At 70.5% G+C, this 14,292-nt stretch carries 12 protein-coding genes, 1 other RNA gene and 1 pseudogene; 7 read left to right on the top strand and 7 right to left on the bottom strand.

The annotated features are described in order from the left end of the window. Window positions 1-298 precede the first annotated feature (298 nt). Window positions 299-1,534: a hypothetical protein gene (locus AB0436_RS02320; protein ID WP_366465746.1), complete on the bottom strand. Its 1,236-nt coding sequence runs from the start codon at window positions 1,532-1,534 to the stop codon at window positions 299-301. Between the two features lie 229 nt (window positions 1,535-1,763). Between AB0436_RS02320 and AB0436_RS02315 the strand changes: the two genes are divergently transcribed. Genes AB0436_RS02315 through AB0436_RS02305 form a run of 3 tightly spaced genes read left to right on the top strand, consistent with a single transcriptional unit; the run spans window position 1,764 to window position 4,485 of the window. After that, entirely contained in the window at window positions 1,764-2,618 is an 855-nt protein-coding gene (locus AB0436_RS02315; protein WP_366465745.1) for a Nif3-like dinuclear metal center hexameric protein, read from the top strand. Next, window positions 2,615-3,358, top strand: coding sequence for a C4-type zinc ribbon domain-containing protein (locus AB0436_RS02310; RefSeq protein WP_366466130.1), 744 nt, complete (start codon window positions 2,615-2,617; stop codon window positions 3,356-3,358). The genes AB0436_RS02315 and AB0436_RS02310 overlap by 4 nt, the downstream gene beginning before the upstream one ends. Next, window positions 3,355-4,485 carry a bifunctional RNase H/acid phosphatase gene (locus AB0436_RS02305; protein WP_366466129.1) on the top strand — a complete coding sequence of 377 codons (1,131 nt, stop codon included), beginning with the start codon at window positions 3,355-3,357 and terminating at the stop codon, window positions 4,483-4,485. Before AB0436_RS02310 ends, AB0436_RS02305 begins: the two co-directional genes overlap by 4 nt. A gap of 42 nt (window positions 4,486-4,527) precedes the next feature. Here AB0436_RS02305 and eda read toward each other — a convergent pair whose 3' ends face one another. Together eda and yaaA are read right to left on the bottom strand one after the other, a co-directional pair. Continuing rightward, window positions 4,528-5,175, bottom strand: a complete 648-nt coding sequence (gene eda, locus AB0436_RS02300) for a bifunctional 4-hydroxy-2-oxoglutarate aldolase/2-dehydro-3-deoxy-phosphogluconate aldolase (RefSeq protein ID WP_366465744.1) — start codon at window positions 5,173-5,175, stop codon at window positions 4,528-4,530. Window positions 5,176-5,236: 61 nt separating this feature from the next. Beyond that, window positions 5,237-6,019 (bottom strand): peroxide stress protein YaaA, encoded by a 783-nt coding sequence (gene yaaA / locus AB0436_RS02295; RefSeq protein ID WP_366465743.1) that lies wholly within the window; start codon window positions 6,017-6,019, stop codon window positions 5,237-5,239. A gap of 191 nt (window positions 6,020-6,210) precedes the next feature. Here yaaA and AB0436_RS02290 point away from each other — a divergent pair, with 191 nt between their 5' ends. Both AB0436_RS02290 and rnpB read left to right on the top strand, forming a co-directional pair. Further along, window positions 6,211-6,780: a Uma2 family endonuclease gene (locus AB0436_RS02290; protein ID WP_366466128.1), complete on the top strand. Its 570-nt coding sequence runs from the start codon at window positions 6,211-6,213 to the stop codon at window positions 6,778-6,780. Between the two features lie 39 nt (window positions 6,781-6,819). After that, window positions 6,820-7,222, top strand: an RNA gene (gene rnpB / locus AB0436_RS02285) — RNase P RNA component class A. Window positions 7,223-7,364: 142 nt separating this feature from the next. Here the strand turns inward: rnpB and AB0436_RS02280 are convergent. Further along, window positions 7,365-8,564 carry a S53 family peptidase gene (locus AB0436_RS02280; protein ID WP_366465741.1) on the bottom strand — a complete coding sequence of 400 codons (1,200 nt, stop codon included), beginning with the start codon at window positions 8,562-8,564 and terminating at the stop codon, window positions 7,365-7,367. Between the two features lie 170 nt (window positions 8,565-8,734). Next, window positions 8,735-9,637 (bottom strand): trypsin-like serine protease, encoded by a 903-nt coding sequence (locus tag AB0436_RS02275; RefSeq protein ID WP_366465738.1) that lies wholly within the window; start codon window positions 9,635-9,637, stop codon window positions 8,735-8,737. A 482-nt stretch (window positions 9,638-10,119) separates the two neighbouring features. Here AB0436_RS02275 and AB0436_RS02270 point away from each other — a divergent pair. Beyond that, window positions 10,120-10,323, top strand: a pseudogene (locus AB0436_RS02270) (hypothetical protein); the annotation flags it as partial. 38 nt (window positions 10,324-10,361) lie between these two features. Here AB0436_RS02270 and AB0436_RS02265 read toward each other — a convergent pair. Together AB0436_RS02265 and AB0436_RS02260 are read right to left on the bottom strand one after the other, a co-directional pair. Further along, window positions 10,362-12,386: a CocE/NonD family hydrolase gene (locus tag AB0436_RS02265; RefSeq protein WP_366465737.1), complete on the bottom strand. Its 2,025-nt coding sequence runs from the start codon at window positions 12,384-12,386 to the stop codon at window positions 10,362-10,364. Window positions 12,387-12,427: 41 nt separating this feature from the next. Next, a complete protein-coding gene (locus AB0436_RS02260; protein WP_366465736.1) occupies window positions 12,428-13,735 on the bottom strand; it encodes an ATP-grasp domain-containing protein in 1,308 nt (435 codons plus the stop codon). A 265-nt stretch (window positions 13,736-14,000) separates the two neighbouring features. Here AB0436_RS02260 and AB0436_RS02255 point away from each other — a divergent pair, with 265 nt between their 5' ends. After that, on the top strand, window positions 14,001-14,285 hold the full coding sequence (locus tag AB0436_RS02255; protein WP_366465735.1) for a polyprenyl synthetase: 285 nt from the start codon (window positions 14,001-14,003) through the stop codon (window positions 14,283-14,285). Window positions 14,286-14,292: the final 7 nt, after the last annotated feature.

Raw genomic sequence — 14,292 nt, 5'->3', positions numbered from 1 at the left:
GGCGAGGGGGCCGGTGACCGTAACCCGGCGGAGGTGGGTGCCCGTAACCCGGCGAGGGCCGGTTCCCGTAACGGGAACCGGCCCTCGCCCGGTCGTACGCGCAGCAGTGTCAGTCAGGCCGCGTTGGAGTGCTGCTCCGCCGAGCGGCGATGGCGACCGTTGGTCTCCGTCGCCGATGCCTCGGTGGGAGCCGCACCCCCTCGATGCTTTCCGGAGCCTCCGGCTTCGCCCCGGTCGGCGGCCGCAGGCTGCGGACGCGTCTGGGCCGTGTCGGTGCGGGCTTCAGACATGTGGGAAATCACCCCGTGTGATCGCTACTTATATGTGCAGGCCCGAAATTCCGGCCGGCTGTCGGACCGCTCCGCAGAGGAGCTTGCTGCAACGGTACGGGCCTGCACACCACAGGAGTCTCCGGGGGGCCGAATGGTTCCTGACCTGCGAAATCCGTTTGTGCAGGTTCTGTGATCGGATGAGTCGGACCATCGGCCGCGTGGTCGTGCGCCGGGTAGAAGGGGGTGTCGACCGGAGCGCCCGCGAACGGCTCGATGTCGACCACTCCACAGGGCACCGTGCCGGTCGCGTACGGCAGCCGGAGCACCCCGTCCCTGCTCCACAATCCGGCGCCGGACAGCCAGCCCGCGGGCCCGGCCAGCTGAAGCAACCGGCGTCCGGCGGGCCGCCACACGCCCAGCCAGCTCGCCGCCCCGCTGTCGATCCGCAGCGCGACACCGCAACTCTCCGGCATCAGCACCTGCCCCGGCTGCACCGCGAACGGTGAGAGCAGCGCGTCCTCCAGATGCAGACACTCGGGGAAGCGCACCGGCCGCCGGCTCCCCAGCACCCCCCAGCCCAGCCGCTCGCACCCCGGTGCGTCCGACCGTACGAGCAGCAGACCGCTGTCCGGGTCGGCCAGCAGCAGCCGGTCGTCGCTGGCCTCGGTGATCTGCAGCAGCGGCGTCACCTCCCCGCCGCGTTCCAGATCGACCGCCACCGCCTTGGTGACCCCGTCGATCTCCCGGTCCAGAGCGAGCATCCGGCCGGCCCGGTCCAGCCACACCCCGCCGGTGCACCGCCCCGGCACATCGGTGACGTACTCGGGCCCGTGGGCACCGCCTGCGACCAGCCACACCGTGGTCGTGTGCTCACCCGGCTGCAGGGCGTAGGCGCAGGCGCCGCCGGGCGCGGGCGGCAGCAGGGTCAGCTGCTCGCACTCGAGGGTGCCCAGCGGCAGTTCGCCGGTGCCGGGGCCGGTCGGGTACAGCAGCGAGAAGGTGTGCCGCCCCTCCGTGAACCGCCGGATCAGCACCCGCCCGTCGGCGAGCGGCAGGACGTCGGAGTCCGGCTCCTCGGGCTGGTTGCCCGGCAGTCGCACCGCGTACGGCTCCGGCCCGTCCAGCGTCCAGCGCTCGGGGAACCAGGCGTCCGTGTCATGACGGGCCAGCCGGGCGGCGTAGGACCCGTCATGGGCGATGGTGAAAGCCATCTGCCGGGCAGCACCGCTCTCTACAGCGGTCTTCGTAGCCGGGGCGGTCATGATGCGGTCACCTCCGGACACCGAAGCTAGTTTTCGTACGCCCTGCCGACCCGACCGCGACGCGCCACTTCACACATACGGGTGGCCGTCGGCGAATTCCCCTGCGCACCGGGCGGCGGCTGTGCTCGGCGCCCGGACTCAGCAGGGGTGCCGCCACCGTTCCCGCGCTGCCCGTGCCGTCCCGGGACCGACCGGCGGCCGGAGCACGTGGCGCGGGTAACCTGTAACCGTGCCCCGTCTGTCTGAAGTCCTCTCCGCGCTCGACGCCCTCTGGCCCCCCGAGCGGGCCGAATCCTGGGATGCCGTGGGCACGGTCTGCGGCGATCCGGACGCGGAGATCAGCCGGGTCCTCTTCGCGGTCGACCCCGTTCAGGACATCGTCGACGAGGCGGTGAAGCTGAGAGCTCAGCTGATCGTCACCCACCACCCGCTCTATCTGCGGGGTACGACGACGGTCGCGGCCTCCACCTTCAAGGGCCGGGTCGTGCACACGCTGATCAAGCAGGACATCGCCCTGCACGTCGCGCACACCAACGCGGACACCGCCGACCCGGGCGTCTCCGACGCACTCGCCGGTGCGCTGGATCTGCGGGTGCTGCGACCGCTGGTGCCCGCTCCGGACGACCCGCACGGCTGCCGGGGCCTCGGCCGGGTGTGCGAGCTCGACCACCCCGTGACTCTCCGCGAATTCGCCGCCCGTGCCGCGGCGCGGCTGCCCGCCACCGCGCAGGGCATCCGGATCGCCGGCGACCCCGACGCCCAGGTCCGCACCGTCGTGGTCAGCGGCGGATCGGGCGACAGCCTCTTCGAGCAGGTGCGGGCAGCGGGCGTCGACGCCTTCCTCACCGCCGACCTGCGCCACCACCCGGCGTCCGAGGCGGTGCAGCACTCGGCCCTCGGCCTGGTCGACGCGGCGCACTGGGCCACCGAGTGGCCCTGGTGCACGCAGGCGGCCGCCCAGCTCGACGAAATTTCCGACCGGAACGGATGGGGTCTGCGCACCCACGTTTCCCGTACGGTCACAGATCCCTGGACCGCCCACGCCGCGGCCACCGACCCCGATACTTCTGGAGCCCCCAACTGAACGCCGCGCACGCCGACCAGATCCGACTTCTCGACGTCCAGTCCCTCGACGTACGGCTGTCGCAGCTCGCGCACAAGCGCAAGTCGCTTCCCGAGCACGCCGAGATCGACTCCCTGACCAAGGACCTCACCCAGCTGCGGGACCTGCTCGTCGCCGTGCAGACCGAGGAGAGCGACACCGCCCGCGAGCAGGTCAAGGCGGAGCAGGACGTCGACCAGGTCCGCCAGCGCTCGCAGCGCGACCAGCAGCGGCTCGACTCCGGTGCGGTCAGCTCGCCCAAGGACCTGGAGAACCTCCAGCGCGAGATCGCCTCGCTCGCCAAGCGCCAGGGTGACCTGGAGGACGTGGTCCTCGAAGTCATGGAGCGCCGCGAGTCCGCGCAGGAGCGGGCCGCCGAACTCACCGAGCGGGTCGCCTCGGTGGAGGGCAAGGTCGAGGACGCCACCGCCCGCCGCGACACGGCGGCCGGCGAGATCGACCGGGAGGCCGCCACGCTCACCAAGGAGCGCGAGGTCGTCGCCGGTTCCGTCCCCGCCGACCTGCTGAAGCTGTACGAGAAGCTGCGGGTGCAGCAGGGCGGCGTCGGTGCCGCCCGGCTCTACCAGCGACGCTGCGAAGGCTGCCGCCTGGAGCTCAACATCACCGAGGTCAACGAGGTCAAGGCGGCGTCCCCGGACACGGTCCTGCGGTGCGAGAACTGCCGCCGGATCCTGGTGCGTACGGCCGACTCGGGCATCTGATGCGGACGTTCGTCGTCGAGGCGGACGGCGGCTCCCGGGGCAACCCGGGGCCCGCCGGGTACGGCGCTGTGGTGCTCGACCCGGACACCGGCGAAACGCTGGCCGAGGCCGCGGAGTACCTCGGCGTCACCACCAACAACGTGGCCGAGTACCGGGGTCTGATCGCCGGGTTGCGGGCCGCCCTTGCGCTGGACCCGACGGCCCGGATCCGGGTCAGGATGGACTCCAAACTCGTCGTCGAGCAGATGTCCGGACGCTGGCAGATCAAGCACCCCGCCATGAAGCCGCTGGCGGCGGAGGCGGCGGCGCTGGTGCCGGCGGACCGGGTGGATTACGAGTGGATCCCGCGCGCCCGGAACAAGCACGCGGACCGGCTGGCCAACGAGGCGATGGACGCGGGCAGTCGGGGCAAGCAGTGGGAACCCTCGGCATCCACCGCGGACCTGGCCGCTCCGGCCGGCACGCCGGCCGCGCCCACCGTGGGCTGGGCGGCCCCGGCGGACCTCGGCACCCCTGCGACGTTCGTCCTGCTGCGACACGGCGAGACCGCACTCACCCCGGAGAAACGCTTCTCCGGCAGTGGCGGCACGGACCCCGAGCTGTCGGCCACCGGCCGCGCCCAGGCGGAAGGGGCCGCCGCCGCTTTCGCCGAAGGCGGCTCCATCCAGGCAGTCGTCTCGTCACCACTACGCCGCTGCCGTGCGACGGCGGACGTGGTGGCCGGCCGCCTCGGGCTCGACGTCACCATCGAGAACGGCCTGCGCGAAACGGATTTCGGCGCCTGGGAGGGTCTGACGTTCGGCGAAGTGCGCGAGCGGTACGCTGACGACCTCAATGCCTGGCTCGCCTCCCCGAAGGCCGCCCCGACCGGCGGCGAGAGCTTCACCGCGGTCGCCCGCAGAGTCGCGGCCGCCCGCGATCGGCTGCTCGCCCGTCACGCGGGCCGCACGGTCCTGCTCGTCACCCACGTCACCCCGATCAAGACCCTGGTCCGCCTCGCACTGGGCGCGCCACCCGAGTCGCTGTTCCGGATGGAACTGTCGGCCGCGTCCGTCTCGGAGGTGGCGTACTACGCGGACGGCAACGCGTCGGTACGGCTGCTGAACGACACGTCGCACCTGCGGTGAGGCTTGCGGCCGGACCCTGGCCGCCTCCTTGCGCCGGCCGCTCTAGGCGCGGCCGGCGCTCGCGGACGGCGCCCCGGCCCGAAGACCCGCCGCGCCCCGCGCCAGTTCCTCCACCCGCTGCCAGTCACGCGCGGCAACCGCGTCGCCAGGCACCATCCACGTGCCCCCGACACATCCCACGTTCGGCAGTGCCAGATACGACGGCGCCGAACTGAGCGAAATCCCGCCGGTGGGGCAGAACCGGACCTGCGGCAGCGGCCCGTTCAAGGACTTGAGGTAGGCCGTGCCACCCGCGGCCTCCGCGGGGAAGAACTTCATCTCGGTGATCCCGCGCTCCAGCAGCGTCACGACCTCCGACGTGGTCGAGACACCCGGCAGGAACGGCACCCCGGAATCCCGCATCGATCCCAGCAGCCGCTCCGACCACCCGGGGCTGACCAGGAACCGCGCACCCGCGGCGACCGAGCCGGTGACCGTCCCGGGGGACAGCACGGTGCCCGCGCCGACCATCGCGTCCGGCACCTCCGCGGCGATCGCCCGGATCGCGTCCAGCGCCGCGGGGGTCCGCAACGTCACCTCGATCGCGGGCAGCCCGCCGGCAACCAGCGCCCGCGCCAGCGGTACGGCGTCGACGGCATCGTCGATCACCACGACAGGGACAACGGGGGCAAGGTCGAGCACGGAAGTCATACCGTCATCCTGCCCCGCCGCGCACGCAGTGCGCAACGCGCGTTGCGCATGATGCAACGACTCAGTGGATCTCCGTCACCAGCACATCCAGCTCCCACGGCTTCCCTCTCTTCTCGGGGGCCGACGCCTCGACCTCGTACCCCAGCTCCCGCAAGGTGGTGACCAGCTCGGCGGGCCCGGCCGGCGCCGCGCCCGCCAGCAGCAGATCGCGGACCATCCGCCCCTTGGTCGCCTTGTTGAAGTGGCTGACCACCTTCCGGGTCGGCGCGTGCAGCACCCGCACGGAAGCCGTACGCTCCGCGACCTCGCCCTTCGGCTTCCAGGCCGCCGCGTAGGCGGCGGACCGCAGATCGAGCACCAGCCCGTTGCCCGCCACCTCCGGCATGACGTCGGCCATCGGCCCGCGCCAGTACGCACCGAGCGCCCCGGTCCCCGGCAGCTTCACGCCCATCGAGCAGCGGTAGGAGGGGATACGGTCACCGATCCGCACCGCGCCCCAGAGCCCCGAGAAGACCATCAGCGACCTGGCGGCACGGCGCTTGGCGGCCGGGTCCAGCGAAGCGAGACTCAGCGCGTCGTACAGCACCCCGGTGTACACCTGCCCGGCAGGCCGCGCCCCGGCCGTCCGGAGCCCGGCGTTCTTGGCGACCTCGCCACGCAGCCCCTCGCTCAGCCCGAGAATCGCCCGCGCCTTCTCCTCGTCCGCCGTGCACAACTCGACCAGCTCGTCCAGCACCGTGGCGCGCGCGGCGGCCAGCCCGGGAAGCGAAAGCGACTCGGGCTTGAGCGGGGCCCCGGAGCCGCTCGCGGCCTTCCCCTCGGACGGCGGCAAGAGCACGAGCACGGCGGTTCTCCTTCGGACGTACAGCAGCTGCGGCAACCGCAAGGGTAAAGGCGCGGATCGTCCCGGTCGTAGTTCCGTCCATCTCCTGCCCGGTGTGCCACGATCGGGGAAGAACCCCCAAGTCACGGACGGTGGATCCGCTGATGTCCCAGTCTGGCGAGCGACCGAGGAAGGGGCGTGACATGACTGCCATGCCGCATGAACCGCTCACGCAGGCGGAGGTCCTGCTGGATGGCTTCCTGGCGCTGGAAACGCCGGAGGGCTTTCGGGCCGAGCTGATCGAGGGGGAGATTGTCGTGACGCCTCCGCCGGACGGGGATCATGAGGACTACATCGGGTTGGTACTGGAACAGGTCATCCGACGCTCCAGTACGCCTATGCAATTCGCGGGGAACAAGGGCCTCAAGCTGAGGAGCGGTGGTGGCTGTCCGAAGAACCACGCGATCCCTGATGGAACCTTCGCCCCCCGGGACCTGCGGCTGTACCGGGGCGCCGATCCCTGGATGCCGTGCGAGGGCGTGGCGCTGGTGGTCGAGGTCACATCGAGCAAGCCGCAGGCGGACCGTGAGGGTAAACGCCGCTGCTATGCCCGCGGTGATATCCCGCTCTACCTCCTCGTCGACCGTGAGGCATCCTCGGTGACGCTCTTCAGCGATCCCGAGAACGATGACTACCGCCAGCACTGCACGATCCCCTTCGGCAAAACCGTCGCGCTGCCCGCCCCCTTCGCCTTCGACCTGGAGACCGCGGACTTCGTCTGAGCGCCCCGCCGGGCCGGGTAGCATGGTCAACACGGCAGACGAGCCGGGCGGACGGCCGCGTGGAGATCCTCCGGATCTTCCCGAGGAACGTCCGGGCTCCACAGGGCAAGGTGGTGGCTAACGGCCACCCGGGGTGACCCGCGGGACAGTGCCACAGAAAACAGACCGCCGGAGACCTCGGTCCCCGGTAAGGGTGAAACGGTGGTGTAAGAGACCACCAGCGCCTGAGGTGACTCAGGCGGCTAGGTAAACCCCACCTGGAGCAAGGTCAAGAGAGGCCGTCGCAAGACGGCCTTGCGCGAACGTTCGAGGGCTGCCCGCCCGAGTTCGCGGGTAGACCGCAGGAGGCCGGCAGCAATGCCGGTCCTAGATGGATGGCCGTCTCCCCGGCCGCCGCGAGGCGACCGGGCGACAGAACCCGGCGTACAGCCCGACTCGTCTGCCGCCCATCCGCGGCTTTGCCCTCGGAAGGGCCTCTGACCTGCGTCAGAGGCCCTTCTTGAGCAGTTACCCGCCCCGGACCCGCGACGTGCGGCGGGTAGGGATGCCCGCCGACCCGGTGCCGGTGACCGGCCGGGTGTGGGTCAGAAGGCGCCGATGCCGTTGGGGCTGCCGAGGCCGGTGGGGCCGTCCCAGCCGGTACGGGCGGTGCACCACTGGGAAGTCGGGCAGGTGCCGTTGCTCCCGGAGGTGACGTCCCACAGCGCGGAGGAGTGGGTGTACGGGTAGTTGTTGTCGACCGTGGCGGTGTTGCCGGCGAGCGCGTACACCGAGGCGATGACGGGGGAGGAGACACTGGTGCCGCCGAAGACCATCCAGCCGGAGTAGCCCTGGTACGCGGTGCTGTCGTAGACGGCCACACCGGTGGACGGGTCGGCGACGGCGGACACGTCGGACTCGGCCCGCTTGGTGCAGCCGGTGTTGAAGGAGGCGGCCGCGCTGAGCGCCGCGTTGTAGGTCGAGCATCCGCTGCCTGCGCCGCTCCACGCGGTCTCGGCCCAGCCCCGGGTGTTCGAGGCGGTGTTGAGCGTCGTGCCGCCGACTGCGGTCACATAGTGCGAAGAAGCGGGATAGCTCGCGCCGTACCCGTTGTCACCCGAGCTGGCCGTGACGGCGATGCCGGGGTGGTTGTAGTACGACCCGTAGTTGGCGTCCGAGGCGTCGGAACCGCCGTAGCTGTTGCTGATCGCCACCACGCCGGGGGTCGCGGCGGCCTGGTTCACCGCTGCGCCCAGGTTGGCGAAGCTGGAGGATTTGGCCTCGACCAGCAGGATGTGGCAGTTCGGGCAGATCGCTGATGCCATGTCGACGTCCAGCGAGATCTCCTGGGCCCAGCCGCCGTCCTTACGCGGGTAGTTGGTGCCACCGCGCTGGTCGATCTTCTTGAAGCAGCCGTTGGCCGTGGTGCAGGCGGGCAAGCCGAACTGGCTGCGGTACACGGCCAGATCGGCTTCGGCGGTCGGGTCGTCGTAGGCGTCGACGATGGCCACCGTACGTCCCGAACCCGCGGTCGCGGAGGGCAGATTGTAGGCGGACTGGAGGCTGGAGGGCCCGTAGCCGGCGGGCGCGGCCTGCGGTGAAACCGATCTCGTGGAGCTGAGGTCGGTGCGGACGATCGCCTTGCAGGAGGCGTGACCGGCCTGGGGGGCGGCGCAGGAGTGCGCGGTCTTCGCCCGGGCGGGCTGGACCGCGGCGTGCGAGGCTTCAGCGGTGCCGAGCGCCGCGAGCGGGATCGCCGCCAACGTCGCCACACCTATGCTGAACAGCCGTGCGCGCATTCGCATATGACTCTCCTCTGATAGTGGTCGAGCGGGTTCTCGACCCCGGCAGGCGATCCGCTCCGGTAGGAGCGGACGTCGCTTCCGCCGTAGCCAGGTACTCCTGTGAGACCTCGACGTCACGGCCCAGGAGGAATGCCGTGTCCGCCGCGCGCCGAGCGAACGACTGGGCCGCGCTAGGGAAGGCTGACGAAACCGGCGAGGAACGCCCGAGCGGCCGGCGAGTCGAGCCGGTAGGCGACATTGGTCGCGTAACAGGGGGAGTCGCCTGTGATGGTCGTCGCGACGAGCACCGATCTGCCGTCCAGGGTGGCGAAGTTCGGACCGCCCGAGTCGCCGTAGCAGGCACCGCCGTTGCCCTGCGGCGCCGTCATAGCCAGTCGGACCCAGGACGGGTTGAGCGCGTCGAAGGTGACCGGTGCCTTCAGCCGGACGCCGCCGCCCGGATGCGTCTGACCGCCCGGTCCGCGGGTGGCCTCCTGGGTGCCGTAGCCGGCCACCAGGAACGAGGTGGCGTTCAGCCGCTGGGGCCCGAGAGCGCCGAGTTCTCCCGCCCGGGGCAGGTTTGCGGGGGTGAACGCCCACCGCGCGGCCACTGCTTCGGCAGACAGCTGTATCACGGCGATGTCGTGCGGGTCGGAGGACGGGCCGGGGTAGGCCGGGTCGGTGTGTGCGGTCCCTTCGACCCCCACCGCCGCCGCGACGGCCGACGGGTCCCCCGGGTGTGCGCCGGCCGCCGCGTCGAGACCGGACTGCACGTCCTGGTCCAGAGACACGTAGAAGCGCACCCCGGCGGGCCAGTCGGTGGTGCAGTGTCCGGCCGTGACGAAGGTGTCGCTGTCGACCATGGTTCCCGAACACACCCAGTCCACGGTGTCGGGTGTCGAAGGGTTCGCGTCGTCGTCCCACTGAGCCAGCAGCACGCCGACCTCGGTCCGCTCCGGAGCGGGGGTCGCGTTGTACGAGTTGACAGCTGATGCGGGAAGTGCCGCGGCAATGACCATGCCCGTGCTCACGGCAAGGGCGACAATGCCGCCGCCCAGACGTGTCGACGCGGTTCCTGCGTTCCAGAACGACATCTCGAGCTCCCTCACGGCAGCCGCCGGCGCCCAGCGGCATCACGGACCACGCGTGCCGACCCCCGTCCGGACAGCAACGGGCAACGACCGTCCGCTCAGCTGGAATGGAAACTCGCTGTCCGGACGCGTGCAGTGTGAGGCTTTGGCGTGTACAGCGCAAGGCGCCGGGCGAATGCGACTATGCGTCACATAGGCCCCGAATCAACGGAGTTCGGGACGAGCCGCGCTCCGCTGGTCAGCAGTTCTTGTAGGCGACCCGGGTCGAGTTGTACGAGCAGGTAAGGGTGAACGGAGCCGGAAGCGGCCTGCGCCTGCGCGGGCAGCAGGAGGACGCCGGCCGCGATGCACTCGAACGCAGCGGTTGGGTACGGTGATTGTTTCGCGGGACGCGCTCCGCGGCCGCCCGGCTCCGACACGCCCGCCGCCACAATCCCACTCGGGGCTGGGGGCGATGGCGGACGGTCGGCTTCCTGGCCGCACCACCCGGCGTACGGGCCCGTCCGGTCTGCCTGGGCGTTGCCGTCGCGACCCACGCGGTGATCTCGCAGATGATCTACGGCGGCTTCAGGACGGGCGACATCGCCGACCTTCTACTGGCCGTGGCTCTCGTCGCCACCTGGCGTCCGGACCGGCACCCGCGCCCGGATGCGGTCCGGTCGGCCGCGCACCGCGCCGCATCCGTGTAGCGAAGGGCGCTTGCCGGGCGCGGGTGTAGTGGGCCGGGTCAGAGGAGGTCGCGGGGCAGGGTCTCGTTCCAGGTGCGGGAGAACACCCGGCGGTCGTGCTCGTACCCGTCGAGTGTGGCGTCCACGAAGAACTCCGTTTCGCTGCACCGCAGCACGGTGCGGGTTTCCACCCGTACGTCCCAGTCGTCCCGGTGGAAGCGCATCGTCCAGGTGGCCTCGCCGCTGACGGAGGTGAAGTCGTCGGCGACGGCGGCGTACCGCTCGTAGGCACGCAGGCCGACGTCGAGGCCGATGTCCTCGTAGCGCACCAGGCCGCGGTCCTTCACGATCTCCAGCGCCGAGTGGTAGTCGATGAGGTCGCGCCTGACCTCCCAGCGCTGCTCCGGTGGTGTCAGCTGGGTGGTCGCGAGGGGTGGTGTGCCCTCGGGCTCGCCGAAGGGGCGCTGGGGCAGGTGGTCGGGTTCACGGGCCGGGCGCACCGGGAGGTTCAGGGTGCTGGAACCCTCGTGGACGCTCAGCAGGACCGGTCGGGGCGGTGGCCAGGCCAGCGGCCAGTACGACGTGGAGAGCGACAGGCGGATGCGGTGGCCCGGCGGGAAGGCCTGCGCGACACCGTTGAGGTGGACCGTCGCCCGGTACCGTTTGCCCGGCTCGAGGGGCCGGGGGTTCCCGGCGGAGTCGCAGTGGGTGAGGTTGAGCAGACCGTAGGTGACACGGGTGGCACTGCCGTCCGGGGCCACGTCGGAGAGCCGGGCGGCCACCATCGCCACCGGTTCGCTGACGGACAGGTCGAGGTCGACGCTGGGAGAGCCCAGGATCTCGACCTGCTCGGCGAGCGCTTCCGTGTCGAAGACGAGGGAGCCGCCGTCCTCCTCGCGCTGGTCGTACGGCAGGTCGGGCGGCGCGTTGTAGGAGGCCCACTTGCCGGCGAACTGACCGACGGACAACGGCGAGCGCACGGTCAGGGCCTCCGTGTCGTCCGCGGTCTCGCCGGGCGCCCCGATGCGGTGCCGGCTCAGCGGGTGGTTCGTCGTCTCGATGTGCGGTGAGGGCCACGCCGGCTCGCCGACCCAACGGCCGGGCCGGTCCTCGTACGAGGTGGAGGGCGGCACGCTGTCCTGCATCCACGCCTGCAGCATGGGCCCGTCCATGGTGCCGTTGTCGACGCCCTTGAGCCAGTGGTCCCACCAGGCGACGACCTCCTGCAGGTAGCCGATGGCGGGCCCCGGCTCGCCCAGGTGCGGGAACTTGTGGGACCAGGGGCCGATCAGTCCCTTGCGCGGCACGTCCAGATGTCCCAGCAGGCGGGTCACGGCGTTGGAGTAGCCGTCCGCCCATCCGCTGGAGGCCAGGACCGGGCAGCGCACGCTCGCGTAGTCCTCGCAGACGGAGGCGTGCTCCCAGTAGGGGTCGCGGCGCTGGTGCCGCAGCCATTCCAGCACCCAGGGACGGCTGTGCTCCATCCGCTCGTGCCACATCTCACGCCAGCGCTCGCCGACCGCTGCGGGGTCCGGCGGGCAGGTCGCGTAGGCGAACATGGTGCCCGCCTCGGCCAGGTTGTCGGACAGCATGGCGCCGCCCATGTAGTGCATGTCGTCGGCATAGCGGTCGTCGGTGAAGGACGAGATGACGATCGCCCGCAAGCTGGGTGGCTGCCTCGCGGCCACCTGCAGCGCGGCGAAGGCCCCCCACGAGATGCCCATCATGCCGGTGCTGCCGTCGCACCAGGTCTGGTCAGCCAGCCAGGCCAGGATCTCTTCGGCATCGGCTTGCTCCCGTTCCAGGTACTCGTCCGTGAGCACCCCCTCCGACTCTCCCGTGCCGCGGAGATCGACGCGGACGCAGGCGTAGCCGTGGCCGGCGATGTACGGGTGGTGCAGGGAGTCGCGTACCGAGGTCAGGTCGCGTTTGCGGTAGGGGATGTACTCCAGGACCGCGGGTACCGGCTCGGCGTCCGAGGACCGCGGCCGCCAGATCCGTGCCGACAGGTGCACGCCGTCCGACATGGGAACGGTGACGTCCTCGTCTATCGTCGCGAAGGGCAGGTTGCTCACGAAACGCATGCGCGTGTCCTCCTTGTGCTCGACGGTTCTCTCGGTGCGGCTCAGTCCTGCTGTTCCTGGTGGTCCGCGGACGGGGCCCCGTCGAAAGCGAGATGCAGCGACGCGACGCAGCGGTCGAACTTCTCCCGCAGCTCCTCCTCGCTGTCACCCCCGGTGAAGATGTGAGCCACCTCGAAGCTGTAGCTGTCCTGCTCGGGCATCCGGGACAGCCGTTGTCCCTCCTCGGGGATCATGTCGACCCGCACGCCCGGCACCTCCCGTTCGATGCGCCGGATGGCCTCCTCGCTCGGGACCCCGTACGCGACACCGTCGGCGAACCACCGGTAGTACCACTTGGCGGCCATCGCGTAGGGGCCCGCGCCTCGCGGCAGGCCGGGATCCTCGTCCAGTGCGAGGCGAAGCATGCTGTGGTGGTTGGGGACGCCGTCCACGTATTCGAACAGTTCCGCGTGCGACTGCGAGTGCCGCGGGTTGATCTCCAACACGTTGAGCGCGTCGGTGCCCGGGTCGTAGAAGTACTCGATGCTGAAGGTGGCGCTGTCCATGCCGATCTGTTCCATCACCCGCCGCGAGACATCGTGCAGCCGCCGGATGACCGGCTCGGGCAGGGCGGACGGGTACTGGTGGCGCAGGAAGGACGAACTGTCCGGGTAGTTGATCGAGTCCAGCACCCCGTAAACAGTGACCTCGCCGCGATGGACATAGCCCTCCACCGCAACCTGGATGCCGGTGAGCGCCTCCTCGGCGAGGCACACCTGACCACCGACGCCCTTCATCTCCGGGGGCAGGTCGAGCTGGTCGAGGATGTACTCGAAGGGACGGCCCACCCGGCTGATGCCTTCCCGGATCTCGGTCACCGCGGCGCGGAAGTCCTCTTCGTTCTTGACCCCGAAGGCCAGCTCGGAGGAGTAGGACAGCGCGGGCTTCAGCCACATCGGGAAGCCGACGCCCTCCGGGGGGCGTGGATCGGCGGCTTCCAGGTCGACCATGCCGAAACGAGGATGCTCATCGACGACCTTCTGTTGCTCCAGCCGGCTCCAGTACTTGTGCTCGCATTTGACGATGGACGCAAGGCTGGTGCTCCGCGTGCCGTAGCGCTCCGAGAGCAGCGGGACGAGGGTGCTGACCGGGAAATCCCAGAAGCCGACGATCGCGTCGATGGTGCCGTCGAACGCGTCGAGTATGCGGTGAGCCTTCTCCAGCAATTCGGGCACGGACACTTCGCCGTGTTGCAGCTCTTCCATGGTCAACAGCTGATGAAAGCGGTACTTTCCCGCGTCCGGCACGGCCTCCAGCGTGCGCAGATTGGTATCACTCAGACCGATGACGAAAATGTTCTGCTCGCTCAACGCTTCTCCTCGGGCTCTGGGAAAATTGCACCGTTCATTCCCGTCCTCGGCGATGGGGCGGGAATGCATCCCGGCTACCCCGCACGTTCCGTGCCATGCCCGCCCGGAATGCGGCAGCCCACGTACCGCACCGGCGGCGTTCTTCGTGCCGGTTCGTGGATTGATCACTCGATGTGGTCTGCGCGCCATGGAGTCCCGGCGGGCTGGACAGACTCTCCCGGACGGCGGCAGGCGGTGCACGCCGGCCGGGAGCGAGGGGGATGCCGTGACGCAAGCGGGCGACGGCGGGCGGGACGGCCGGGAGAGCGATGCCGTGCTGGTGGCTGCCGGGGTGGCCGACCTGATGCTCAGCGGCATTGGTTCGGTGCTGCGAGGAGCGCGGGGCCTGTTACGACGGTCGGACCTGGCCGAACTGGCTCAGGACGGTCAGGAGGAGATGAAGGCGCGGGGGCGGCTCGCACTCGAGCGGAGTGTCTGCCTGGGCGAACCGCACATGGAGCTGCTGGCGCGTCGGTGCGCCGCGGCTCGTCCCGGCCGGCATGATGCCTGAGACGCGT

This window comes from Streptomyces sp. NPDC051322, assembly GCF_040689485.1.
Taxonomy (GTDB): Bacteria; Actinomycetota; Actinomycetes; order Streptomycetales; family Streptomycetaceae; genus Streptomyces.
This window is presented reverse-complemented; position numbering and strand designations above follow the sequence as displayed.

Coding starts and splice junctions, on each gene's coding strand:
- AB0436_RS02275 (WP_366465738.1), bottom strand. CDS start 9,637: ATGTCGTTCTGGAACGCAGGAACCGCGTCGACACGTCTGGGCGGCGGC.
- eda (WP_366465744.1), bottom strand. CDS start 5,175: ATGACTTCCGTGCTCGACCTTGCCCCCGTTGTCCCTGTCGTGGTGATC.
- AB0436_RS02290 (WP_366466128.1), top strand. CDS start 6,211: ATGCCGCATGAACCGCTCACGCAGGCGGAGGTCCTGCTGGATGGCTTC.
- AB0436_RS02280 (WP_366465741.1), bottom strand. CDS start 8,564: ATGCGAATGCGCGCACGGCTGTTCAGCATAGGTGTGGCGACGTTGGCG.
- AB0436_RS02265 (WP_366465737.1), bottom strand. CDS start 12,386: ATGCGTTTCGTGAGCAACCTGCCCTTCGCGACGATAGACGAGGACGTC.
- AB0436_RS02320 (WP_366465746.1), bottom strand. CDS start 1,534: ATGACCGCCCCGGCTACGAAGACCGCTGTAGAGAGCGGTGCTGCCCGG.